The 22,825-nt window shown below is 57.3% G+C and carries 20 protein-coding genes and 1 pseudogene; 9 read left to right on the top strand and 12 right to left on the bottom strand.

From position 1 onward, the window contains the following. Window positions 1-417 precede the first annotated feature (417 nt). The 3 genes from J7355_RS16400 (at window position 418) to J7355_RS16390 (ending at window position 2,508) form a co-directional block, all read left to right on the top strand. The gene (locus J7355_RS16400) at window positions 418-1,275 is read left to right on the top strand and encodes a LysR family transcriptional regulator (protein WP_209064638.1); all 858 of its coding nucleotides are present in this window, start codon (window positions 418-420) and stop codon (window positions 1,273-1,275) included. Window positions 1,276-1,472: 197 nt separating this feature from the next. Then, window positions 1,473-2,057 (top strand): GNAT family N-acetyltransferase, encoded by a 585-nt coding sequence (locus J7355_RS16395; protein ID WP_209064636.1) that lies wholly within the window; start codon window positions 1,473-1,475, stop codon window positions 2,055-2,057. A 49-nt stretch (window positions 2,058-2,106) separates the two neighbouring features. Beyond that, window positions 2,107-2,508, top strand: a complete 402-nt coding sequence (locus J7355_RS16390) for an NUDIX domain-containing protein (protein WP_209064634.1) — start codon at window positions 2,107-2,109, stop codon at window positions 2,506-2,508. A gap of 382 nt (window positions 2,509-2,890) precedes the next feature. Here the strand turns inward: J7355_RS16390 and J7355_RS16385 are convergent, their stop codons facing one another. From J7355_RS16385 to J7355_RS16370, 4 genes are all read right to left on the bottom strand, one after another. Further along, on the bottom strand, window positions 2,891-3,874 hold the full coding sequence (locus tag J7355_RS16385; RefSeq protein ID WP_209064632.1) for a hypothetical protein: 984 nt from the start codon (window positions 3,872-3,874) through the stop codon (window positions 2,891-2,893). 542 nt (window positions 3,875-4,416) lie between these two features. Then, on the bottom strand, window positions 4,417-5,082 hold the full coding sequence (locus tag J7355_RS16380) for a hypothetical protein (protein WP_209064630.1): 666 nt from the start codon (window positions 5,080-5,082) through the stop codon (window positions 4,417-4,419). Between the two features lie 63 nt (window positions 5,083-5,145). Beyond that, complete coding sequence (locus tag J7355_RS16375; RefSeq protein ID WP_209064628.1) at window positions 5,146-6,534, bottom strand: DUF945 family protein; 1,389 nt, start codon at window positions 6,532-6,534, stop codon at window positions 5,146-5,148. Between the two features lie 190 nt (window positions 6,535-6,724). Continuing rightward, window positions 6,725-7,738, bottom strand: a complete 1,014-nt coding sequence (locus tag J7355_RS16370) for a hypothetical protein (protein WP_209064626.1) — start codon at window positions 7,736-7,738, stop codon at window positions 6,725-6,727. Between the two features lie 1,746 nt (window positions 7,739-9,484). On the opposite strand from J7355_RS16370, the pseudogene J7355_RS16365 reads away from it, so the two are divergent. Both J7355_RS16365 and J7355_RS16360 read left to right on the top strand, forming a co-directional pair. Further along, a pseudogene (locus J7355_RS16365) lies at window positions 9,485-9,661 on the top strand (laccase domain-containing protein); the annotation flags it as partial. 59 nt (window positions 9,662-9,720) lie between these two features. After that, window positions 9,721-10,554: an EamA family transporter gene (locus J7355_RS16360; RefSeq protein WP_209064624.1), complete on the top strand. Its 834-nt coding sequence runs from the start codon at window positions 9,721-9,723 to the stop codon at window positions 10,552-10,554. 523 nt (window positions 10,555-11,077) lie between these two features. Here the strand turns inward: J7355_RS16360 and J7355_RS16355 are convergent. After that, window positions 11,078-12,280 carry an MFS transporter gene (locus J7355_RS16355; protein WP_209064622.1) on the bottom strand — a complete coding sequence of 401 codons (1,203 nt, stop codon included), beginning with the start codon at window positions 12,278-12,280 and terminating at the stop codon, window positions 11,078-11,080. 144 nt (window positions 12,281-12,424) lie between these two features. On the opposite strand from J7355_RS16355, the gene J7355_RS16350 reads away from it, so the two are divergent. Then, window positions 12,425-12,856, top strand: coding sequence for a MarR family transcriptional regulator (locus J7355_RS16350; protein WP_247740055.1), 432 nt, complete (start codon window positions 12,425-12,427; stop codon window positions 12,854-12,856). Window positions 12,857-13,661: 805 nt separating this feature from the next. Here J7355_RS16350 and J7355_RS16340 read toward each other — a convergent pair. From J7355_RS16340 to J7355_RS18085, 3 genes are all read right to left on the bottom strand, one after another. Further along, window positions 13,662-14,171: an OsmC family protein gene (locus J7355_RS16340; RefSeq protein ID WP_247740054.1), complete on the bottom strand. Its 510-nt coding sequence runs from the start codon at window positions 14,169-14,171 to the stop codon at window positions 13,662-13,664. Between the two features lie 383 nt (window positions 14,172-14,554). After that, window positions 14,555-15,439 (bottom strand): DMT family transporter, encoded by an 885-nt coding sequence (locus J7355_RS16335; protein WP_209064615.1) that lies wholly within the window; start codon window positions 15,437-15,439, stop codon window positions 14,555-14,557. A gap of 123 nt (window positions 15,440-15,562) precedes the next feature. Continuing rightward, window positions 15,563-17,008 (bottom strand): L-lactate permease, encoded by a 1,446-nt coding sequence (locus tag J7355_RS18085; RefSeq protein ID WP_209064613.1) that lies wholly within the window; start codon window positions 17,006-17,008, stop codon window positions 15,563-15,565. 104 nt (window positions 17,009-17,112) lie between these two features. On the opposite strand from J7355_RS18085, the gene J7355_RS16325 reads away from it, so the two are divergent. Continuing rightward, window positions 17,113-17,652, top strand: coding sequence for a helix-turn-helix domain-containing protein (locus J7355_RS16325; RefSeq protein WP_209064612.1), 540 nt, complete (start codon window positions 17,113-17,115; stop codon window positions 17,650-17,652). A 379-nt stretch (window positions 17,653-18,031) separates the two neighbouring features. Here the strand turns inward: J7355_RS16325 and J7355_RS16320 are convergent, their stop codons facing one another. Then, on the bottom strand, window positions 18,032-18,961 hold the full coding sequence (locus J7355_RS16320; protein ID WP_209064610.1) for a LysR family transcriptional regulator: 930 nt from the start codon (window positions 18,959-18,961) through the stop codon (window positions 18,032-18,034). A 110-nt stretch (window positions 18,962-19,071) separates the two neighbouring features. Between J7355_RS16320 and panB the strand changes: the two genes are divergently transcribed. Both panB and J7355_RS16310 read left to right on the top strand, forming a co-directional pair. Further along, complete coding sequence (gene panB, locus J7355_RS16315; RefSeq protein WP_209064608.1) at window positions 19,072-19,947, top strand: 3-methyl-2-oxobutanoate hydroxymethyltransferase; 876 nt, start codon at window positions 19,072-19,074, stop codon at window positions 19,945-19,947. A 107-nt stretch (window positions 19,948-20,054) separates the two neighbouring features. Next, a complete protein-coding gene (locus J7355_RS16310; protein WP_209064606.1) occupies window positions 20,055-20,246 on the top strand; it encodes a hypothetical protein in 192 nt (63 codons plus the stop codon). A gap of 563 nt (window positions 20,247-20,809) precedes the next feature. On the opposite strand, the gene J7355_RS16305 is transcribed toward J7355_RS16310, so the two are convergent. The 3 genes from J7355_RS16305 to J7355_RS16295 all read right to left on the bottom strand — a co-directional run bounded on the left by J7355_RS16305 (window position 20,810) and on the right by J7355_RS16295 (window position 22,816). Further along, window positions 20,810-21,046, bottom strand: coding sequence for a hypothetical protein (locus J7355_RS16305; RefSeq protein ID WP_209064605.1), 237 nt, complete (start codon window positions 21,044-21,046; stop codon window positions 20,810-20,812). 214 nt (window positions 21,047-21,260) lie between these two features. Then, window positions 21,261-21,887, bottom strand: a complete 627-nt coding sequence (locus J7355_RS16300) for a hypothetical protein (RefSeq protein ID WP_209064603.1) — start codon at window positions 21,885-21,887, stop codon at window positions 21,261-21,263. A 53-nt stretch (window positions 21,888-21,940) separates the two neighbouring features. Continuing rightward, on the bottom strand, window positions 21,941-22,816 hold the full coding sequence (locus J7355_RS16295; protein WP_209064601.1) for a WYL domain-containing protein: 876 nt from the start codon (window positions 22,814-22,816) through the stop codon (window positions 21,941-21,943). Window positions 22,817-22,825: the final 9 nt, after the last annotated feature.

The raw sequence follows: 22,825 nt of genomic DNA, 5'->3' as shown, positions 1-22,825 counted from the left end.
GTCGTATCGTCTCGCATGGTGGTGGCACCTCTTCTGTCGTCTGAAATCAGTGATTGGTCTTACTAATTTCAGCAGGTGGGTGCCGCCTCCTTCAATCGCTCATACACCAGAAATGAGCGTAGCTCCCGTGAAAAACTGCCCAGCCCACGCCAGCTGGCGCCCCAGGCTGGCCAAGCTGGTCGCAATACCGAAAGCAACTTAATTTTGCCCCACACATTGGGTGCCTGATGCCGTGGCCGACGCCCTCGCTTCGCCGGCGAGCGGTAGCGACCAAGACGAGAATTATCAGCAACGCCCACCTCACTTGCCCCTAATTAAGAGCCTGAACAGGGTTGATGTTGTAACGTGCAAGCGCGCACGAAAATCGAATGTTTATAATAGGTGCTATTAGGCTTGCTAAAGCCTCGGGACAAGGCGATGCCACAGAATCTCGAGATTCGTCTTCTGCGCAGCTATGCTGCGGTTGTGAACTACGGCAGTATGGCCAAAGCGGCCCATGCGCTGCATCTGACGCAGGGCGCCGTGAGTCAGCAGGTCAAACGCCTAGAAGCGTTTCTGGGCCAACGTCTGCTGCACCGACATCATCACGGATTAGAACTGACGCCTGACGGCACCCGATTGTTGCGTTACGCCGAAGAAATGATAGAGCGCAATGATCGTTTTCTCGCCGAAACAGCAGGCTATAAGGAAGCCGACCCCGTACGACTGGGCATTCCTTGCGATCTCATTCGCCGCTACATGCCTTCGATTTTGACGTCGCTGTCGACGACCGATCCGAACATCGAGTTGTCGATACACAGCGGCACTTCTTCCGAGCTCGAAGCACTGTTGATTTCGGGCGATATCGATGTGTCGGTTCTGGAGGCCCCCGGGGATGACGCGAATGAAAATCGATTGATCTCAGAACGCCTAGTCTGGGTCGCCGGTCCCGGCGGTCAGGCCTACAAGAGGCGACCGTTGCCGCTGTCGCTTGTCAGTGAGCGATGTGTATTCCGTACCTCGGTTTTCGAGGCACTCCGAAAGAACAACATTCCATGGGTTCACCGATTCGAGCATGGCGATCTCGAAGCCGCCATGGCTTCAGTCGCCGGGGATGTGGCAATAACTGTCTGCCTGGAATCCGTGGTTCCATCAGACTTTCAAGTGCTTGCGTCCGACTCGGGGCTGCCAACCTTGCCTATGTTCTCCATCACTGTATGCCACGCGCCAGGTGTGTGCTCGATGCCTATCAATCGAACGGCTGACTCCATTCGCAGCGCGATTCGGGCTGTCTAAATCCAACCGCCTCCTAACATGGAGTAGCACACCTGTTTGGAGTCCAGCCATTCGTGACCGTCCACAAACAAGTGAATGTGTTGGTACGAACAAATCAGGTTAGTGGTCCGTCTTGGATTCAGCCGCTCATCATCGAGAGCCGAAGACAGCAAACCTGATAAATGTTCTCTATGTCCGATTACGGCCAATAGCTGACCTTGAAGGTTTCTGCCGCGCTACGGCAATGTAGTGTCAAGCATCATGGAACTGACGAAAAATTTTCTTGCTATATGCTGACTGTCCGCAGACAGGCTACGATATTAGACGCGGACGCGATCGCCGAAGTACAGGTGATAAGTTGGAAGCGCGCGTATGCGGGAATCGTCCCGCAGCCCTATCTCGACGGTATGCGCGTCCAGCATCAGCAATCCGAATGGAAGCGCGTTATAAGCAACCTGGCTGCACATGTCATGATTGCCGTCCATGAAGAATCTGTTTGTGGATTCATCGCGTTTGGGCAAGCGCGTGACGCTGAATTGCGCCCTTACGCCGGCGAAATTTACGCGCTCTATGTGGAGCCCGTCTCATGGCGCTCCAGCGTTGGCAAGTCACTGTTCGAGGACGCTTGCGGACTACTTCGTGAGGAAGATTATACCGAGCTAGCTTTGTGGGTTTTGCGTACTAACGTCAGGGCGACTAGTTTTTATGAGGCGCAGGGGATGGCGCGAGATGGGGCCGAGAAATCGCTCGAATTTTCCGGGACCCCGTTGATCGAGCAGCGTTTTAAGCGAAGTCTGATCTAACTCGATGGGTGGACTGGGTGCTAAAAGTCTGAAACCGGGTTGGTGAAAGATGCAAAAGCTTGGTGCATTTGCAGTTGTTCAGGATCGTGCCTCGCGCGTCCTTTTATGCCACCGGACAGATATGGACGCATGGAATCTGCCGGGTGGCGGAGTCGAGTTTGGTGAAGCACCGTGGGAAGCCGTTGTCCGGGAGGTGGAAGAAGAAGCTGGGTTGCAAGTAAGAGTCGAAGAGCTGGTGGGGCTTTATTCTGTACCTGATCAACAAGTGCTTGTGTCCCTTTTTCGTTGCGTGAGAATTGCCGGCAGTCTTCGCCTTGGCGCAGAAGCTGATGCAATCGACTGGTTTCCGCACGATGCGTTACCAGCATCTACACTTCCGCGTCATGTTGAACGAATCACCGATGCAGTCTCCACGACGCGAACGGCAATTATGAAGATTCAGGCGGGGTAAGACGCGGAAAACTGCACGTTTCCGTTGATAGAGGCCATTCCACCCAAGAGCACATGTCAGCCTCCTTCCGACACCGACACCGACACCGACACCGACACAGTGCTTCTTGCCCGTGCTGGGACCAAATCAGCTTTAGGGTCGAGTCCGTTATGGGTCGATAGCTGCCTGAGCGTTGACCCGGTTGGGTTTGTTTCGACATCAGGCACGCATATCGCCAAACTCGGATGGATCGAACCGGGCGGCGATCGCGTTGGCTTTCACGTTCTTGAAGTATTTCCGATCGGAGTCGGCTGGGTCGCCGACTGCCGTTAGGCACTGGTCCAGGTACATAAGGAATATAGCGCTGGGTCGCTGACCGCATGTCACGGGACGTGCTCTTCTATCAGTGTTCCCAATAGCGGTGGTCGAGCGCTGCCTGCCAGGTCTCGATGCCGAGCCATTCCATGTGCTGAACGGATCTGTCGCGGGCGTATGCATCGGCGGGTGCGTGGACCACGAGCGTCGGGGTGATATACCGACGACGGCGCTCGAGTTCGTCTTGGGTGGTGTCTAACCCGAGCACGATGACGACCAACACGGATGCGTCGCCGGTGGGGGTAGCCGCCCGGGCTGCGTATTCGAACGTTGATGCATCGCGAGCGATGCCTGGGCGCACGAGCTCAACGATTCGGGGCTGGACCGTATCGCGTCGCCATTGCGCATCTGTCGCTTCCAGCTTGTTCCTTCCGCGCGCGCGCAGGAAAGGCCAGGGCAGGGCCCGGTGTCTGGCGGCCGTGGGGTGCGTGAGCTCATCACAGATCAGCTGGGCTCGTTGCCGCGTTGCAGCCGTGGGCTGTGTCCGGTCTGCCGGCTCTGGCGCCGATCCGCGGGGTGCCGGTTGTTTCTCGCATGATTGCCACCGGCGGGGTGCCCGGTAAAGAATGGTGTCACGCAGGCTCTGACGGCTTTCGAAAGGCGAAATGCCGCTCAGATCGATTTCGAGTCTCTTCTCAGTCGTTGCTGCATGTTCTCGGGGTTTGCGTCGATTGGACAGGCCGCGCAGAAGCACCTGATGCGCCCGGCCGTTGAGCGTGATCGTGATCGCAGGTGCTGGCCGTTGGGCACGGGGCTGGCTCGAGGGCGTCAGTCCGAGTCGCTTGTCATTGCCCGTGGGTATCGCGAACGTGTGTGTGCCCGCGGCCGCCGCATCTAACAGAATCTCGCGTGCGGCATGCCAGAGTGCCACGCCAGGTTCGCAACCCGTATTCGCGCGATGGGCGAAGTGTGCGACGCGGATGTCGCCCTTACGGGCGACCAGCTGTCGCTGGCATTCGACGCAGAAGCAACCGCACGCCAGGCCGCGTGCCACCTCCTCTATATGTCGCATCAGGCCGTCGCTATCGACCGCCCAGCCGGTCAGATTGGCTCGATGACGGGGTATGGTAAGTCCGCCTTGGCTCAGTTTCCCCTCGGCGCGGTTGATGGCTGCGCAAGGAACGCCGGGTGGGATTTCACTCTACTCGGCAATTCCATCGTTTCGCCGGGTCGCATATATCCAGCGAGGAATGCACGCCTGACATTGTGAGTTTCGTAGGACGTTTTGGCGTAAGCGAGGATGTCCGCGCACACGAGCCGTCGCGCACTCCGCTCCCCCGGTCCTGTGGAAGTCGCAGACGCACCTGTGTTTTTCCGGACCGTTCGAACGGCTCTCGCCGGACGGTTGGGATCTGCGATCGACGCAGATTGCATTGTGTAGCCTGACCGCGCACGGAAGGTGGGTAGGGCGCGTTCGGATCTGCGGTTCTCGCAGATCCCGCTATGTTATCCGACGCGGGTGGCGGCGCGTTCGTTACGCCGCGGGGCCTGCGAAATTCGCAGATGGATTTGTGTTTTCCGCGTCCGGGCCCCGACGCTCGTATTTCGGTAAGTTCAGGTAATCAAAGTAAAAGTGACGTCCAATATGTCGCAGTCCGGCGAGATCGCCGACCGATCACACAGATTCGTGGTCTGCGCGAACGTCTTGCGGTTAGCAGCGGCGGCTAATCGGCAAGTATGTGCGCGATCCAGCGCGAGGCGCTGTCGCAGCCGGCCGCGGTGTTCGGCGATCGTTGCAATGTCGGCCTCGCGTGACCACGAGGTGTAGCCGAGCAGGGTGACGAAGCTCAGATAGGCTGCACGTGACTCGACGATTGCCGGATCGAGCCCGTCGAGGGTGATGATGCGATCGGCAAGCGCCTGCTCGAGCAGCAGTATGTCGGGCGCATCCTTGCGTTGCTGGTCCGTGACCGAACCTAGCGCCATCTCGAGAATCGCGTACTGGGCGATATAGCCTGCGGCAAGCCCGGCGGCAAAGGTCGCGGCAATGCGGCGGGGTCGCGTCGGTCGAAACAGGCGCAGCAGCATGAGGCCCGCCCCGCAACCGGCCAGCAGGCGCCCGATCCGTTCCAGATCCGCGGCGTGATGATCGGAAACGGCGTCGATCAGTGCCGCATTGAAGGCCAGCTCGCAGAGCAGGTAGAGCAGGGTGGCGCCGGTGAGCAGCGTGGTCAGCGCGCCGGGGGCGAGCGCGTACGCCGCGGCGTTTCTCTGGGTCATGGCGTCACCCTGACGCGTGTGGGCGCGACGTGCGGATCAAAACCAGGGTCGGGGCGGCGCCGATCACGGCTGGCCGCTTGCGCTGGACATATCAAGACCGGTTAGAACGCCGAACGCCATCATCAGCCACGCCCGACGCTCGGCATCGGACAGGACACGACCGTTGATGCGTATCAGCTGGGCACTGGCCTGGATGTCCGAGGCGACTTGCTCGTTCTGGATACGGAAATAGCCTTGATCCACCAGATCGTCGAGCATTTTGAGCGTCACTTGGCCGTTCTCGCCGGACGCCGACGCCCACTGGCGCAGGAGGCTGATGTCGATGGCCGTGTTGCCCTCCAGGCGCATTCGGTCCATCAGCGCGGCCACGTTAATGGCCGTGCCCTGTGACGTTGACGAGCTGGGTGCCAGTGCGAGACTCAGCTCAGCCTGCATCTGTCCTCTGGCCGAATCGACACGCGGAATCGCGACCGTGAGCTTCGGATTCCCGGCAAGCGCCTGGCCTATGATCTGCTGCAGTCGCTGGCGCGCCGTCTCGTCAAGCGTGTTGTCCTGATGCTTTGCGATGAAATCAGTCAGTGCATTCAAGGCGCTGGTCTCGAAGCCTTCGAGACGGTAGGCGATGGCGGCACTATTGATCCTGACGACCTCTTCCTGGCCGCCGGGGTCCAGAGTGAGGTCGCTGACGCCCAGCGTGGTGTTCATGCCGTACGTCTGACCATCGGCAGACGGGCTGCTTTCATGGGCGAGGCTGGCTGAAAGGTTGAGGCTGACGTCCTGCGTCGGATCGTCCAGGCTCACGCTCGCCACGCTCACATCGAATTTCTGGTTCCAGAGCGGGGCGTCTGCGCTATCGCGCTCCCCATGGCCGTCGATCGTGATCCCGGCGATCTTGCCGATGCCCTGGCCCTCCGTCAGATTCAGGCCGGGCATGTCGATGTGGAGCTCGCGCTGGTTGCCATGCTGGCTGATCATTCCGGTCAGACCGCGCCAGACCAGTTGGGTCTCCGGGTTGAGCTGTGCGCGACCGGCGGGCGAAAAGAGCTCGATGTCGATGCCACCGGTGAACGGAATGGTCGAGTCGAGCGTCAACGCCGCGACGTCGTCACCATCGAACATGGACATCCAGGCCATGCGCTGCCCGTCGGGCTCCTGGGCGTCGGTGATGCGACCCTCGATGGAGGCCCAATTCAGATTCGGCCAGGGTCCATGCGTGATGTCATAAGTCATGCGAACCCGATGCCCCTCATATGCGCCGGTGACGTCGGCCACGGCGCTGAACCAGCCACGGTCGTAACGCTCGAGTCTGATGTCGAAATCCATCCCCTCGTCGGCGCGTGCGATCTCCGCCTTGAAACTGCTTTCGATGTTCTGGCCCACGACGTAGGGCGTGACCAGCAGGGCGGCAGCGATGACGGTCAGGCCAACGATGGTGATGACTCGAAGTTTCATAGCAGGATTCCTTCACGCGCCGAACGAGGCGGCTGGAGTGGCGAATGATCGCCGTGCGTGTTCCTATATAGAGAGACAGGCACGACCAATGCCGGGGCGTGCGTTCGATCGTCCATGCCGGCGCAGTCGACGCACGGCCGTGTTCTCACAGGTCTAGGCGCGTCGGCACAACGACGCAGAAACGACGGGCTCATGGGGTGTCTTCCTCGGTCTGAAAGGGCTGATAGCGCTCGTCGAGCGCCCTCTGCCAATGATCGATTCGCAGCCAATGCATGTGGGTGACGCGACCGGGGTGTCCCTGGTTGCTCATGGGTGCATGAATCACGAGCGTCGGGGTCTTGTAGCGGGTCTGCCGGTTGTTTTCCGCCTTGAGAGTGTCCTCGCCGAGTTCGATAACCACCAATGCCCGTGCCGTGCCCGTTTTGGTGCCCACACGGGCCGCGTATTCGTATGCGGTCGCGCTGATGGCCGTCCCAGGACGTTGAATATCGTGTATACGCGGCTCAATCGTCGCCCTTCGCCATTGCTCATCGCTGGCTTCGAGCTTGTTGAGTGCGCGTGCGCGCAGGGCCTGCCAGGGCAGTGATTCGGCTCCCGCGTGACCTGGCTGGGTGAGTTGGTCGCAGATGCGTTCAGCGTGGGCGGCGAGTTCGCGCTGGTCGTGGGGCTGCTGCTCGGTTGACTGGGCGCGGCTTGAGGCACACTGGCGTGCCGCCGTCCAGGTGCGCGGCGCACGACGCAGGATGGCGTCCTTGAGTGCGCCGCGTGTGATCTGCGGCGACAGGGTGCGCAGATTGATTACCAGCGCACCGGCACAGTCAGTCGCGTGCCTGTGTGCATCACGGCGATGGCCCAGACCGGTAAATACGACATCATGCACGCGCGCATCGAGTGTGATCGGTATCCGCGTCGTCAGCGTTTGCTGCGCGGATGTCGGATCCACAGCCGCGTTCTTAGGCGCCGGTTCCAGGCGCGCTTGGTCGGCCTTGGGCAGCACCATGGTCTCGGCGTGCGTTGCGGCAGTCTCCAGCAGCACTTCGCGTGCGGCATGCCAGAGCGCCAGGTCGGCAGGACAGTTCGCGCCGGCCTGATGGGCGAAGTGTTCGACACGAACCTCGCCTTTGCGTGCGATCAGCGGCCTTTTGCAGTCGGTACAGCGACAACCACAGGCCAGCCCGCGTGAGACTTCCTCTACGTGACGCATGACGCCCGCGGCATCAAGTGCCCAGCCCGTGAGATTGCTTGAATGTCCCCCATGCCTGAATCATGCCGTGACAGTAGCCGTGATGCGACCCCTGGATCCAGAATGTGGCCGCGTCGCGGGATCTCGCGCCTTGGCCATCCACCGTGACGTCAGAGATATCGAAAATGGCGGTGCTGTCCGTCAGGCGCAGTTCGCGACATTCGAACGCGTTATGAGGCGGGTGACTGCAATGAAAGCGAGTCCAATCGATAATGCGCAATTCAGGCTCATCTCGGCTCCCGACGGCTGTCGATGACGTTAGTCTGATTACCCGATGCAGGCGCGGCGTAGGCTTTAATCTTGAGCGACGAGGACGTCCAATGCTTTATTACGCGCGTTGTGTCGCTGACCGCATGACACGCGCCATGCTCTTCCATCGGTGCTCCCGATAGCGACGGTCGAGCGCTTCAAGCCAGGTCTCGATGCCGAGCCATCCCATGTGCTGAACGGACCTGTCCCGACCGTATGCAGGCGGGTGCGTGGATCACGAGCGTCGAGGTGATATATCGACGACGGCGTTTGACTTCGTCTTGCGTGGTGTCTAACCCGAGTACGACGACCACAAACAGGGACGACCGGCCGGTTGGGGTGGCTGCTCGGGCTGCGTGTTCGAACGTCGATGCATCACGGGCGACGCGCGAGCGCCGGAGCGCTTGTCGCGCCGGCTAAAGCTGCGGAATCCGCAGATGGCTTTGTGTTTTCCGCGTCCGGTGAGCCGGCGCTCGTATTCCGGTAAGTTCAGGTAATCAAAGTAAAAGTAATGTCCGATAAATGGTTGTTATTTCGATTGACGCCATAAGGCGATGTGTTGCCGGACAGGCGACCGATATCAGATAACTCAGTTCGGCAAGGAGACGCCCGGTGTTTCAATTCGGCGCCTGATGGCCGGCTCAGCACGAGGCGTTGGATTATCGGTAGACGCAACGCGGTCGATGAGCTGTGCTTGTACGTTCAGAGGTAGAGCGCATCAGGGAACGCGTTTGCAAGACCTTGTAGCTGGCCCAGATTGGCATCTCCGAGTAAATCGGGCGTTCAAGAATCGAATGCTTGGGCGCTGATACCCAATCCGCCCGATCATTCGAAGGCGGTTCGGCTCGACCGCTCATCGGATGCGTCAACATCGATCTCGATCGCCAGCTGGTGCTGTCTTAATCGACGACCGACGGCGGGAAGGATAGGTCGGCAGGTGCGACCGTAGGACGCTTTATGTAAACGAAAATGTCCTTGTGCGCGAGTGGTAGCGTATTTGGCCCTGGTTCTTCAGAAGTGGTGCACAAATTTGTGTTTTCCGGGCCGCGTTAATACCTCGGTCGCACAGTCGCCATTTGCGATTGACGCAAATCGCACTGTGTTGCGTGACAACTCATGACGGGCCATCGCGATGATTACGAATCTGCTGTGTTCGCAGATTCGATTGTATTATCCAACCCGTGTGCAGGGCTGGTTTTTTTGGGGCGTTATATCTGCGGGACCCGCACATCCCGTTGTGTTCCTCACGCCCCGCGACGCGGCGCTGAGGAAGGTGGGTCCAGGTCTTTCACTGCCACATTTTTCGTTGGCACTTTAGCGTCCGAGCAGGCGGTAGAGCTTGCAAGCTATCGCGGTGACGTGTGACCGCGACGTGGGGCGCTGCTCCTTAATGCGGCGTTGCAAGACCTAGCCCTCGCCGCTTCTCGATAGCGCGCCGTCGGATGCAGCCGCGACACGCCCGGCAAATATCTCGCCGATATCTATGCGCTCGCCCGCGCGCGGCTTCAACGCGCCGGGGTCACGTCGATCCACGGCGGAGGTTTGTGCACCATCGACGACGCCAAACGCTTCTATTCCTATCGCCGCGACGGCGCGCGCACTGGGCGGATGGCGAGCCTGATCTGGTCGGCCTGATCACCTCTCGGGCGTCGAGCGGCGCCTCTGGCACCATAGCGCCCATGGATATGAAAGCAATGGCATCCGAAGCTGGGACGCGCATACCGGCACCGGCGCTCGTGGTTTTTGGCTTGCTAGGGCTGCAGGGCGGCGCAGCCTTGTCGACCGTGTTGTTTCCGCTCGTCGGCGCCTCAGGGGTGGTCACGCTGCGCCTGGCCGGCGCGGCGCTCGTATTGCTCGTTTGGACGCGGTCGTTCGTCTGGCCCGAGGCCCAGGTGGGCTGGTTGATTGCTGCGTGTGGTGCGCTGCTATGTGTCCATCATCTGGCCTACTACACCGCCGTATCACGGCTGCCGCTCGGCATGGCCACGACGCTTGAGTTTATCGGGCCGTTGATGCTTGCACTGTCCGCGTCGCGCGGTGCACGCGATATAGCGGCGGCGGGGCTGGCTGCCCTCGGCGTACTCGCGTTGACCGGCAACGCCTGGGCGGCGGAACCGATCGGCATTACGTGCGGACTGGTCGCCGGAGCCTGCTGGGCCAGCTATATCGTGCTGTCCAAGAAACTGGCTCATGGCGAGCGGGCCGCGTTCCGGCTCGGGTTGGTTATGGTTGTCGGCGCGCTTTTGAGTTTGCCGCTAGGTATCGGCGCGGGCGGTACCGCGTTGCTGCAACCGACGGTTCTAGCAGTCGGTCTGGGCGTAGCGGTGATGTCAAGCGTGATGCCCTACGGACTCCAGTTGATCGCGATCCGGCGTCTGTCTCCCGGCGTCTTCGGCGTGCTCGTCAGCCTGGAGCCGGCCATCGGGGCGTTGGTCGGGCTCGTCGCGCTCGGCCAAGCGCTCGATGTGACGCAATGGGCCGGCGTGATCGCCGTGGCAGCCGCTTCTATTCTGGCGACACGGCGTTAGGCTCGGCTGTAGATACCTGCCATGCCGCCCGGGTTTCATGGTGGTGAGCAAATCACCTAAATAGTGTCTGCCCCGCTTTGGGGCGGATGGTGTCGTTGATCTGGTGCATGTCTTAGGCGGCTGAGCGGCGCCGGTTGTTCTGAGTAATCCACGGATTCCATCGATTACACAGATTCGTGGTCTGCGTGAACGTATTGCGGTTAGCAGAGGCGGCTCGTCTGCAAGTCTCGGCCTCTGAGCGGGGTCTGACCGGTTATTCGCTCTCGATTGGCCCGCACGAAATGCCTTGGCCTGTGACCTGTGTCCGGGCGCGAGTGTTACCGATCCCTCCGGCCTGTCCAGCCGGGTTATCAATCGGGCACAAACACAGCTGGCTCGGTCAGCCGTTTTCAACGGACTCGAAAATCAAGGCCGGCGTATGTCTGTCCTGGATTTTCAAGCGCTTGGCGGCCGACGGCCGCGGCGCGTGCGTTGTCGCACACGCGCCCTATGAACCCGATCATTTATCTATTGATGTGCCGTATTAATGACGACCTGTCTTGAGCGTCCAGGTCACCGGTTCAAGTCGATCGCTGGGCCGAAGCCGCGGCACCATCGCGATCTGCGCGAGCAGGGCGACCACCATCACAAGCCAGGCGATATCAAGCGAGGAGAACATTCCCCGAATCGCACCTGCCAGCAACGGCATGGCGCTGGCAATGATATAGCCGCCGCCTTGAACAAAGCCCATCAGGCTGCTGGCGGCGGCCGCCGTGTCCAGATGGTCCAGCGAAACGATCAGCGACAGCGGAAACAGCGACCCGATTGCGACGCCGATCACCAGGATCGCCGGGATAGCCAGTTGGTTCGGGGCGATTATCAGCATGAGCAATCCAACACAGATCAGCCCAAGGATCACGGCGAGCAACCGGCGGCGATCCGGGAAGCGCGTGATGATCGATGAAAGGATCAGGCCGGATGCCACCTGGCATATCGTCAACCCGCCCAGTAATAGCCCACTGCTGGCAGCGCTCCAGCCATGCTGTACATAGAACGGCGGTAGCCAAGCCAGTACCAGCGTATAGGCTGCGGTCCCGATGCCGAAGAACAGCATCAGGAACCAGGCACGGCCGCACCGCCAGGGAAGGGTGTAAGCCCGTGCACCGGGTTCGGGCGAATGCCGCCGCGTCGCGCCAGACCAGATGGCTATGGCAAGGATGGCCGGCACGGCCCACAATGCAAGCGAAAAAGGCCAATCGGTCGTCTGTGCGATTGGCGCGACGCTCGCCGATGCAAGTGCCGCACCGCCCATGATGCCGGTGGTAAACAGCGCCATACCGCGGCCCGCGTCGCCGGTCGGACTCTGCTTGATATAGGTCGGAGTCAGCGCCTGAATGATCGCGATGCCGGTGCCGCCAAGCGCCGCCGTGATCAGCAATCCGTCGGTGGAATGCCAAGGCCAGCGCAGTCCGTTGCCGACGGCGATGAATAGGCAGGCCAGCAGAATCGCGTGTCGCACGCCCAAGCGCGACTGAACCACGCCCCCGAGCAAGCCCACAGCACCCATGGCGAACACTGGAATGGTGGTCAACAACCCGGCCTGGACATCGGTCAGACCGATACGGCCTTGCATCATTTCCAGCAACGGACCAACAGCCGCCATGATCGGTCGAAGATTCAGGCCTAGTAAGATGATTGCGGCGTAAAAAACAATCGCGTTCGTACGGGAGGCAGGGCTTGTATTCATTGGGAGCTCCGCGAAATCGGCGAATAAATCTTAATATAAAGTATCTTAATGTCAAGACAAATAGACGGTGATTCGCTCGAACAGCGCGCGGATATCGCAGCAGAACAGTGGGCGCACGAGCGACCGGATATCGACGCCTTTCCGATGCAGGTACTCGGTCGCTTATCCGAAGCGGCACAGTTGGTGGAGCGGCAGCATCTGCTACCACTATTCAAGCGCTATGGGCTCAACGGGGGTGAATTCGACGTACTGGCGACGTTGCGGCGCGCCGGTGCGCCATTCGCGCTAACGCCGACCGCGTTGTATCAAGCGATGATGATCTCGTCGGGCGGCGTGACCAATCGGATCGACCGGCTCGAACGCGCAGGGCATATCGAGCGTGCCAAAAACCCGGCGGATCGACGCGGTGTGCTGGTTCAACTCACCGCAACCGGCAAAGAAACGATCGATACGATGCTTGGCGAGCACGTCGCAAACCAGACGCGTGTTCTAGCCGGGCTCACCGAAAAAGAACAGGCGAAGTTGGATCGCCTGCTCGATAAGCTGATCCGGCATCTGCCAACGCCGATCGAGTGATCGATTGCATCTGAGCGGCATCTAACCGGTTCTATGGCGGCTCGCCGGCCTTCGTCTCGTGCAAGAGCCATGACCGGAACGCGCTGACGTTCGGCTGGTTAGCTGATCGCTCGGAATAAACCAAGTAGTAGCCGTATTCAGCGGCGAGTACTTTTTCGAATGGCTGGATAAGCGCGCCGCGCGAGTTGTGTGGCTGCACGAGCGAATCATGCAGAACGGCGACGCCCAGTCTGTGGGTCCAGGTCTTTCACTGCCACATTTTTCGTTGGAACTTTAGCGTCCGGGCAGGCGGTAGAGCTTGCAAGCTATCGCGGTGACGTGTGACCGCGACGTGGGGCGCTGCTCCTTGATGCGGCGTTGCAAGACCGGGCCCTCGCCGCTCCGCCACCGTACTCGCCGCGCCGTTTGTAGAACGTCGCTTACCTCATGCCGTGCTCATTACAGAGCTCAAGCACGGGCTTTCGGCTTCGGCTTGTTTGAGAATCGCAAGAATCTGGCAGTCGGAGTAGCGGGATTTCTTTGGGGAACTTCCTCGGTTCATGGTCCGAGGAAATTCCAATTCTGAACCTGCATTAATTCTCGGGAAGGTGACTACAGAACGGCCTAGCGTAGAACTACCGTCGGCGAAGTGCCGGGGGAGTGATTCTGCGATGGCCACTAACTGACGCCCGATTCAACGAACAGGGGTATCAGTCGCGGTTCCCTAACACCATTTCTCACTCATGTAACGAATAAGTGGATGATCGCAGAATGCCGTGCAAGATCTTCATAGCGCGCGAGCTTCGAGCGCTCAACTGGAGGGACATTAGCCAACAACAATCTCGGGCTCACACCTAACATCGAAATTGACTGAATTTGCGATAAAGCAGAACGAATGTGCTTTGTCGTGCAGCGATTTTGCTAAATCTTTATCGTCGCTCGTACCAATATTTACGACTGGCTTAAGCAAAACTTTTTCAAAGTGACCGCTGCCATTTTGGGTCTCGATCATTCGACCTTCAGCGTGATCCGAATAATTCGAAACGGTGATCCCGGAGTCTGCGCAGAGATGGAGGTACCAGAGCATGTGACATGCCGAAAGTGAACTTAACAGGAGTTCCTCTGGGTTATAGCGCGACGAGTCGCCGCGAAACGCTGGATCTGATGACCCCTTTATTGTGGGTTTGCTTCCGCAGGTAATTTCATGATCGCGAGAGAAGGCGCGGTAGTGCTTTGTACCTTCACCTGAATTCCCGGTCCAGATAACGGTCGCGGAATAATTATGTTCGCCTTTTCTAGACATCAAATGCCTCTCTAGATTATGTGATTTGTCCAACGATCGCGGTTGCTATCGTCGCTGATCCAGTTTCGAATAAAAGTTTTTATTTGAACTGATGGTCGACGGATCGAAGCCGGCGCCAGACTTGATACGTTGAAGTTGCCGAGATATTCCACGTCTGCCCAATTCACGAGCTAAGGGGATAGATCCGACGGAGGCGGCAGTCGTGCGGCTTACCTCTCCCTAGTTATCTTCTGGGCGGAGTCAAACGCGAAACTATGCCTACGCTGCGCTAGACCGTTAAATAATTTTATTATGCCGCGAAATGGGTCGATCATAACTCGGAGACGATAGTTTATTTGACCTATGCTGGTTGAAAGCCTCAATCATGGCTAGATTTGGTCGATAAGTGGCTGCGGCGTTAGCGTTTCATTTGCCGTTTATCTTCTGGCTAATATGGTGCCACTGACAATAATAGCTGCTAGCCCTACGATCGCTAGCGTACTCGGCAGGTTCCCGAAAATAATGAATCCCAGAAGAGAAGCGGAAATTAGCTCTAGATAAGCGATAGGTGCTACCACCGCAGTCGGCGCTAAGACGAGCGCTCGAATGACGAAGTATTGACAGAACGCAGTCAATAAACCCATTTCCAACAGAAGGCCAGAGCTCGTCAGGGTCAATTCTGGCCATGTGCGAAGAGCGAAAGGGAACAGACAGATACTTCCAGTCAAGAGTGTAATCAATGTCGTATCGAGTGATCCGAGCCTTTTGCTTGCTTCTCGTGTTAATAACAGATATACGCCGAAAGCTAACCCGCTTAATGCAGCAAACAGCTCGCCCTGACTGAACCCTATCTCAGGTTGCAGCACCAGCAGGGCGCCAAGAAAGCCCAAAGCTGTTGCAAAGGACTGAATGCGTGTGATGGTTTCGTCAAGTAATATGCGTGCTAGCACCGTGGCAATCACAGGACCTATAAAGTATCCACCGAAGGCTGTCGATAGCGGAACGCTTCTGAGTGCCAAAAAAACACACGTCATGGCGATGACTAGGGCAAGGCCTCGCGGGACTACTGCTGCAATATCTCGAGTGTCCCGAGTGAAGAGAATATGCCCTCGTCGGAGCTTGCAAAACACGCCGAAAGCGGGCGCCGCTATTGCGAAGCGTGCCCAAGCTAAGAAAAATGGAGAAATATCCGTGCTCAGATATTTTGCACTCGCATCGACGATAGGGACGGTTAAAGAGGCCACCGCCATTAGCACTACGCCGTTAATTCGGTTCGAATGACTTGATGGTTGCTTCATGCGGGTGGTGTGGTCATGGTTCATAGGGATCGTCGCTGCGCTAGCCGTCTCGTTGGATTCCGGATGTGTCTCGTGGCCCTCTCGAATGACTTGGCGAGACAAGACGTTTTCGAGCCTGTGATCTGCATCGTTCTTGTTGTATCCAAGCTACTGGCTGAGCAAGCCAATCATCGACAAACTTGCCAAAACCAACGCGTCCGCCAAGAGCACATAGCCCATCACGGTGCGAGTGGATACTCGTTTATTCTCGTCGAGCTGCGTATCTTCGTCGCCACTCGCCATTGCGATATTGAGGGCCATCACAACTTTTGGCGGAGCCGCCATGATCACGGCGGAGGCGCCGACGTTTTGCAGGCCAACCATAATCCCGGTTGGGTAATCGATAGCCAGCGCGACTTGAGCTTGGCTGGCAGCAAACATGGCGCTCGCGCCTGTATTCGAGCCGGTCAAGAATCCGCCCAAGCCACCAATCCAAGGCGCTATCGCCGGGTAGATCCAGCCGAACCGCGCGGCTGTCTGGGCCATTGTTTGACTCATGGCGCTGGATGAAAGAACGACCCCGAGAGCCAGAAACAATATTGTCGTTATGGCCACCGGCTGCCACTGTTTAAGGACGTATGCACTTGGCCAATACCGATGCGGTGGTTCACCGTTGAGTAGCCATGGACTTGCTACGGATGTCAGCAGCAGCCAAGTGGCGGGACTTGCAACCAGCGGGGTCCACTCTCCAAGTATTTTTGAAACCGGAAGGAGATGCGTGGCCAGCAATCCGCCGATCAGTAGCGCATATGGCCTGAGGGCAGCTGTCGGCCACGAAGGTGACAATCCCGGGTGCGTGTTGTCCCGACGAGCAATCGTCAACAACACGCCAATGGCGAATGCACTACCCAAAACGCCTGCCAGTGGCGTACCTATCGTCACGTTGACGACAGTAATGCCGAACCACAGTGCTCCTGCGCTGAAGAAGAGATCGAGCCAAGCTGTTCTCAAGCACTGCGTGCCGAGTCCAATCAGCACGGAAAACATGCCGAGTATGAAGATTACCGGACCTGAAAGTAGGGCGCTGATCACGCCTAAGGCCTGAAAATCAATTCCGGTCAAGCGGGCTGCGACCAGTGTGCCCGGGCCTAGCGAACCCCAGGGCACGCTGACCAGGCCTAACAGCCCGCAAATGGCCGCGCGCTGCGGCGATAGCCCTAGCAGGCGTAATAGCGGAATGCCTACGATCGCACCCACACCAAAGCCGGTCACGGATTCTGCAAACGGCACGATACCCAGCACCACTAACAAAAGCGCGCGCTTTGGGTGCTTCATCCGATCAATCAAGGCGTGACCGAGCGCGCACTGGACGCCGTATTTTTGCAACACGGCGTTGAGCCACAGCCCGCCGAGCATGATGAGCGCGACTTCTAACATCACGTCTTTCATCGCCCATTCTGCGGCTAGCAGGTCACCAAGCTCCGCTTCGAAAGATACGCGCGCTATGATGACAGCAACTATAAGTGCCAAGGTCCCGGCGTAGGCTGGTTTCATCGACAAACCCACGGCACAAAGCGCGAAGATGATCGGCAATGCCGCCCAAACCGCTGTCACGAATATCCACCGCTGCTAATCGGCACATGCTGTAGCACAATTTTCTCTGATAAGAGATTTCTTTCTTCATACAGGCTATAGCTAATCGGAGAAAAATTCTACTAATGGAGAATATTTTCGCTATCGCGGTTCGGCGATTACGACAAACCCGTCGTCTCACTTTGGCGCAACTTGCTGAAATAAGCGGGGTATCGCGTGCCGCCCTCTCCAAAATCGAAAGGGCCGAACGATCGCCGAGCCTGTCCAACGCGTTGCAAATCGCCGAGGCACTGCGTGTACCGCTCGCTGAGCTTATTGGCCAACCGCTAGAACCGGTTGCTGTCATGCGCGCTGGCCAAACTGTTTCCATGCGTCAGAATGAGACGGGCGTGCTACGCGAGGCGGTGCTACACCCGTATCGCGGGACGGAAGTCGTGCGGTATACGCTTGCTAAGGGGGAAGTGGCCGGGCCGTTTCCAGCGCACGAAACCGGCACGAGAGAGGCCTTTATTGTCTTATCGGGACAAATCGAGATCCAATCCGGTAGGCATCGTGTCGCCTTGGTCGCGGACGACGCAGCGGCTCTGCCGGCCGATTGCGCTCATACCATCGTCAACACGGGCGATGTTGAGGCGCGGTACTTATTGTTGATTGGTCGGCCATAGCGCAATTCAGACCGGTCGGTCAGCCCGCTGCCGGACCGCTTCGTCCTTGAATTCCGGGGTATATTCGCTAACTGCTCATTGCACTTTCTCCTATGCTCAAATCATAGGCCAGAAGTGTCTAATGAGCCCGGACAAGTCCAATCATAGGCTAGAAGTGTCTAATGAACCCGGACAAGTCCGAACGTACGAGCCCGATCACCGCAGCGGTGCCGAGCGGATCATGGGCGAGCACTATTACGACGCAGATCGGCCTAACTCTTTGGCTAAACCTTCGAGTGCTTTTGCGCAGCTGAGTGCCGGGCTCAATTTACGCCGCGAGATTATCGTCTCGAAATGTTGGCTCATGTAGGTCAACGCATCCACCGCTTACAGCGGCGTTTTACTCCAGCGCTTTAATAAGATGTAAGCCAGGAATGGACGCCATCTTGCTGAGTTCTTGGTCAAATAAATCGACGAAGCCACTCGCAAGGGATGACACGTATTTCCCGTGCCGGAAACCCCAACCAAAAGAAATGGAGGGAATATCCACTACCGGAATCGCGCGAACTTTACCGCCTTGGACAAAGTTGTAGGCTTGCACCGCCGGCACGATTGCATGTCCTAATCCCAGCTCCACAAAAACGCTGGCGGTGTCGAAATCATCGAACACGAGCTCGGCTTTCAACTGAACGTTCTGTTCTGCTGCCGCGCGGTCAATTAGATGCCGATGGGCGGTGCCTTCGGAGAGTCCTAGATAGCGAATCGTGGACAGCTCTTTCATCTGTACTTGCGTCTTTTTTGCGAAATCGTCGCTTTCGTTCACGAGCAAGTAAAAATCTTGCGTTGCGAGCGTGCGAGTGGCCATACCCGGCGCAGAGTCCTGCGTGGTGATAAGTGCGAGATCGGCCTTTCCCGTTTTAAGGAGTTCAAAACAGCGATTTGTCGTGCCCGCCGGTACGAAGTGGATGTCGACATCCGGATGGCGGCGCCTGAATCGCACCACTGTGTCTTTCAAAAAATGCCGCACCGTTGTGCTGCCGGTCGTCACGACTAACTTTTTGGCTTCGGAATGAGCCAGCTCTCCGATTCGTTCCCGCGCCAGTTCGATTGAATTGAGGCTGTCGAGTGCCAATTCACGCAAGATACGGCCGGCCTTCGTAGGCCGGATGCCTTGAGTACTGCGCTCTATGAGGGCGACCCTGAACTCTTTTTCCAAGCGCGTGATGTGTTGGCTTACGGAGGATTGGGTACGGCCTAACTCGCGCGCCAGCGCACTTAGATTAGCCGCGCCACAGGCGGCAACAAATATCCGAAGGTCTTCGAGCGTCATGGCTCTTAGAAATAGCTTAGCAATTTAAGTTTTATCTTAGCATTGACTTAAGTTTTCTCTTAATGGAGTGTTGCGGCTACCGGCTTCACACGATATTCGAGGATAGCTTGATGAAATCAATCACCCCGTCTCGCTTGCTGCTAATGAAAGAAAAAGGAGAGCGAATTGCTTCGCTGACTGCATACGATTACACCATGGCCCAGATGTGCGAGGCGGCCGGTATTCCCTTGATTCTGGTAGGCGACACACTCGGCATGGTTGTACGAGGCGAGGAATCCACTTTGGCCGTCACATTGGACGACGTGATTTATCACAGCCGCATGGTGAAGCGCGGTGCGCCCCAAGCGCTTGTTATTGCGGACCTACCGTTCATGACTTACCAGGTAAGCCATGAAGATGCCATGCGCAACGCGGGCCGTTTAATGCAGGACACGGGCATCGGCGGGATCAAGATCGAAGGCGGCGTTGAAATAGCGGGCACGGTCAAGCGTCTCGTGCAGATCGGTATTCCCGTCTGCGGCCATCTTGGTTATACCCCGCAATCCACTCATACGCTCGGTGGGCCGAGAGTTCAGGGGCGTTCTTTCGAGGCCGCGGTCAAGCTCATTGAGGATGCCAAAGCACTGGAGGATGCGGGTGCATTCGCCATCGTTTTAGAGCTCGTGCCCAACGAAATAGCTGACGCGGTCACTCAGCAGCTGCGTATTCCGACAATAGGCATCGGCGCGGGGCCCGACTGTGACGGTGAGGTTCAGGTATTTCACGATTTGTTCGGTTTATTTAGCGACTTCCAGCCGCGCCACAGTCGGCGCTATTTAAGTGTAGCCTCAGACGTCGTTAGTGCTGCAGAGCAGTTCAAAGCCGATGTCGCTTCCAAGATTTTTCCGGGCAAGGCGCAATCTGCGACGCTCGATGATCCAGAATTACGTTCACGCCTTGCCGAATATCTTGATCAGCGAAAGGAGCCGCCGGTGGTCGCGGGTTAACATCGTAAGTTTTCTCGTCCGGCGTCCACTAAGATTTTCTTCGAGAAGCTACATGAGTAACGACATACGTTTTCTTGGGGAACGCAATTATTTGAATAGACGACACTTTGCGGCGGACGCTAGGCGATCGCTGGCGTCTGTATTACGTCATCGTGGCGATCGTGCTCGGCATTGCGGCTTTTAGTGCGTTTCAAGCCGTTTTGACGTATGAGCCCGATCAACGCAGCGGTGCCGAGCGGATCGTGGGCTATTATTACTACGACGCAGACTCGGAATCCCAGTCTGCCTCTAACCCCTAGTTCACTTCTTAAGGAGAGCCGACTGGGCCTCCATTATCTTGTGATGTTGCCGGTTACACGGTAAAGTCAGGCAGACTAACCAAAGCTATAAGCGCAGCCTTTATAGGCCAGTGAACGCGAAAGCCGTTACGGAATTCCCCGTGGCGGCTTTTTTTTGTCCGAAATAAACGATGCTGAACGCGTTCAGCGTGTTCCGGCACGAGGGTATCCAGCATCATTGCACCAGTCTCATTTTTGCCTGCTTTTGAGACTCAAGAGCTTTGAAGATAGGCCCGGATTCTTCTCAAGTTTGGATTTAAGTAAATACCAGTAGAGCTTGTGTTTCGCCGTTCTCAAAACGAGCGGAAAGGCGATCTCTAGCGAACTAAAATACCAAGCAACTAGGAGACTTATATGCTCGAATTTATGACCCATCTTGCGGCTCTGGAGCCGTCCTCATTGTCTTGGATCGCGATAATCCTGGCACTCTGGATAATTCTAAAACGAGGCACGAACTGATCGAGGTTCGGTCTCGGCCGGGCAGGGTCGTAGGTGGCCATGGCGCTATTTCGCATCGGGTTATATCAAGTCACTTTGATGTCGCCGAACATCCCCGTATTGATCAGGCTATTCCAGATTTTCTTGATCGCCTGCCCTGATTCCCGTGAGACGAAAAGCGACGACAGCCGCCCGCTCGGTTCGCCCAGAAAATCGAGCCGCATGCTCTCCCAGGTTTCGCCGCGTTCTGCCCATCGCCAGTTCGGTAGTTCTTTCTCAAGCAACAGCGGCATGATCACACGAAGCGGCACCGTGTCGATCAAGGCTGCAACTCCGGACGGTGTTGCGATCTAACTAATGTGAAATCGCTATAGCTTGCAGCCATGTTGAAACCAAAAAATGTTGCGCAGCGCGATCGCGCGTTTATGTTGCCGTGTGTTGCTTGCCAGAACGCAACAGATTACTCCTCCCCGACCGATAACTCGGCCAAGCCGATATAGTCGGTGTTGCGTTTTGAAGTCAATTTTTTATTAAGCTCTAATCCAAGGCTAGTGCTACCGCATTTACTGTCATGCGATTCCCTGCAATTCGGGCCGCTGTCAATAACGCCAAGTCTTCAGCGAATAGAAACGAGAGTGACCAAATACTCACGCCCCAAGCCGGAATCCAATTGCTACAGAGCTGAAAGATGAGCGCAGCCAAAAATAGCAGCGTCACACCGGCAGCAGCGTCACGATAAAGCAGAAAGGCACGATGGCCCTGCCTAACAACCGGATCATCTTTTATTGGCTTATATATCTCTCGATACCATATCGGGTTGCGCTCGCTATCCGGCATTTGTTCAGAAAACAGTCGCGGCCAGCGTTCAGTTGCTAAGGAAAGGTCGATTCTCGCATCCCTAGCACAGAGTCGATTACAGCGGTGTCCAGGTAGCGCGTAGCGGTGCCCCGCGAAAACTATCGCGTGCTTTAGCCGTGCTGGAACAATGTTGGCTAGAAGGCCAGCTAGAACGGTCCCTAGCGCCACGATCCCTATCTCAGATAGCTCGCCTGCGTTATTGAGCAGCCAACCGAGCCCGACTTCTATCAAAGCTACTGAAGCGAAGGTCGCCAATAATATAGTGCTTAACGCCGCAGCATTCTCACGCTTCAAGTCTGTGGCCATGCCAAGTCCTAGTTATTGATGCTCGAGTAAGCGCGCACCCGTAGCGGATTTTTTCAAAATGTATTTCGCGCCTCATCGATCTCTTCACGGTTCAGGAGTACGACTTGCTGGCGCTGGGGCGAGACTTTCGGCGCTTCAAAGTCTAGACCGAGCTGCCGCTCTAGGTAGTAGCTCAATGCCAACCTCGTACGTATCGCCATTTCTCCGCTGGTCATGCCGTAGTCGAGTTCAATAGCTCTTCTCGCGGAAGGCTGCAGCTCGGGATGAGGGCCGATCCGCATCACAATGAATCGCTGCCATTGAAGGTCTTGTGGGATATCGCCCTCGACCGCTGCCAGGTCGCCGATGTCGAGCATCCGTGCAAACACGAAGTCCTGGAACTGTTGTCTAAGCTGGCACCACGCACGGGTATGCCATCGGAACCCATCGAATGCGAGAGCGTGGGGGTTGATCCACCGCCAAATTGGCTCAGGTCGCGACATCGATTGATAACGAATCTCCATTGCTTGCCGGCCTTGGATTGCATCCAAGACGCGTCGAAGCTTCTGTGGTTCGACTTGGCGGGTAGGTGGCCGAACCGAATCGAAAGCCGGCACGGCTCCTAGCCAGCTTTCGTCGTTCCCATGTAATCCCTCGCCCAATAAGCGTAGACGCGCCAAGTATTCGTGTGCGTTCGCCCGCGAGATTACGGGGCTGAAGTCTGGATTAGCCAGATAGCATTTACGAGTTCCGCTGTAGTGCATGTTGTCGGGCGCAAGTTCTTGATAGCGCTTTAAATCTGCGGAGGCCTGCGGCGCAGAAATACCAAACAAACTCATCACATCCGAACGATTAATGCGGCCTTCCCAATAAAGACGGAACTCTATGAACTCAAGGCGTCGCTCAACGCTCCATCGCATATTCGAGCCGGAGGAATGCTTAGCTTCCATACGCGGTAC

Source organism: Endozoicomonas sp. G2_2 (assembly GCF_017744135.1).
GTDB lineage: Bacteria > Pseudomonadota > Gammaproteobacteria > Nevskiales > Salinisphaeraceae > Salinisphaera.
The sequence above is the reverse complement of the archived record's forward strand: the minus strand, read 5'-3'. Positions and strand labels throughout refer to the sequence as shown.

Coding starts and splice junctions, on each gene's coding strand:
- J7355_RS16380 (WP_209064630.1), bottom strand. CDS start 5,082: ATGACCCAGAGAAACGCCGCGGCGTACGCGCTCGCCCCCGGCGCGCTG.
- J7355_RS16320 (WP_209064610.1), bottom strand. CDS start 18,961: ATGACGCTCGAAGACCTTCGGATATTTGTTGCCGCCTGTGGCGCGGCT.
- J7355_RS16375 (WP_209064628.1), bottom strand. CDS start 6,534: ATGAAACTTCGAGTCATCACCATCGTTGGCCTGACCGTCATCGCTGCC.
- J7355_RS16295 (WP_209064601.1), bottom strand. CDS start 22,816: ATGGAAGCTAAGCATTCCTCCGGCTCGAATATGCGATGGAGCGTTGAG.
- J7355_RS16325 (WP_209064612.1), top strand. CDS start 17,113: ATGGAGAATATTTTCGCTATCGCGGTTCGGCGATTACGACAAACCCGT.
- J7355_RS16350 (WP_247740055.1), top strand. CDS start 12,425: ATGCAGGTACTCGGTCGCTTATCCGAAGCGGCACAGTTGGTGGAGCGG.
- J7355_RS16400 (WP_209064638.1), top strand. CDS start 418: ATGCCACAGAATCTCGAGATTCGTCTTCTGCGCAGCTATGCTGCGGTT.
- panB (WP_209064608.1), top strand. CDS start 19,072: ATGAAATCAATCACCCCGTCTCGCTTGCTGCTAATGAAAGAAAAAGGA.
- J7355_RS16385 (WP_209064632.1), bottom strand. CDS start 3,874: ATGCGACATATAGAGGAGGTGGCACGCGGCCTGGCGTGCGGTTGCTTC.
- J7355_RS16300 (WP_209064603.1), bottom strand. CDS start 21,887: ATGGCCACAGACTTGAAGCGTGAGAATGCTGCGGCGTTAAGCACTATA.
- J7355_RS16390 (WP_209064634.1), top strand. CDS start 2,107: ATGCAAAAGCTTGGTGCATTTGCAGTTGTTCAGGATCGTGCCTCGCGC.
- J7355_RS16355 (WP_209064622.1), bottom strand. CDS start 12,280: ATGAATACAAGCCCTGCCTCCCGTACGAACGCGATTGTTTTTTACGCC.
- J7355_RS16370 (WP_209064626.1), bottom strand. CDS start 7,738: ATGCGTCACGTAGAGGAAGTCTCACGCGGGCTGGCCTGTGGTTGTCGC.
- J7355_RS16335 (WP_209064615.1), bottom strand. CDS start 15,439: ATGAACCATGACCACACCACCCGCATGAAGCAACCATCAAGTCATTCG.
- J7355_RS16360 (WP_209064624.1), top strand. CDS start 9,721: ATGGCATCCGAAGCTGGGACGCGCATACCGGCACCGGCGCTCGTGGTT.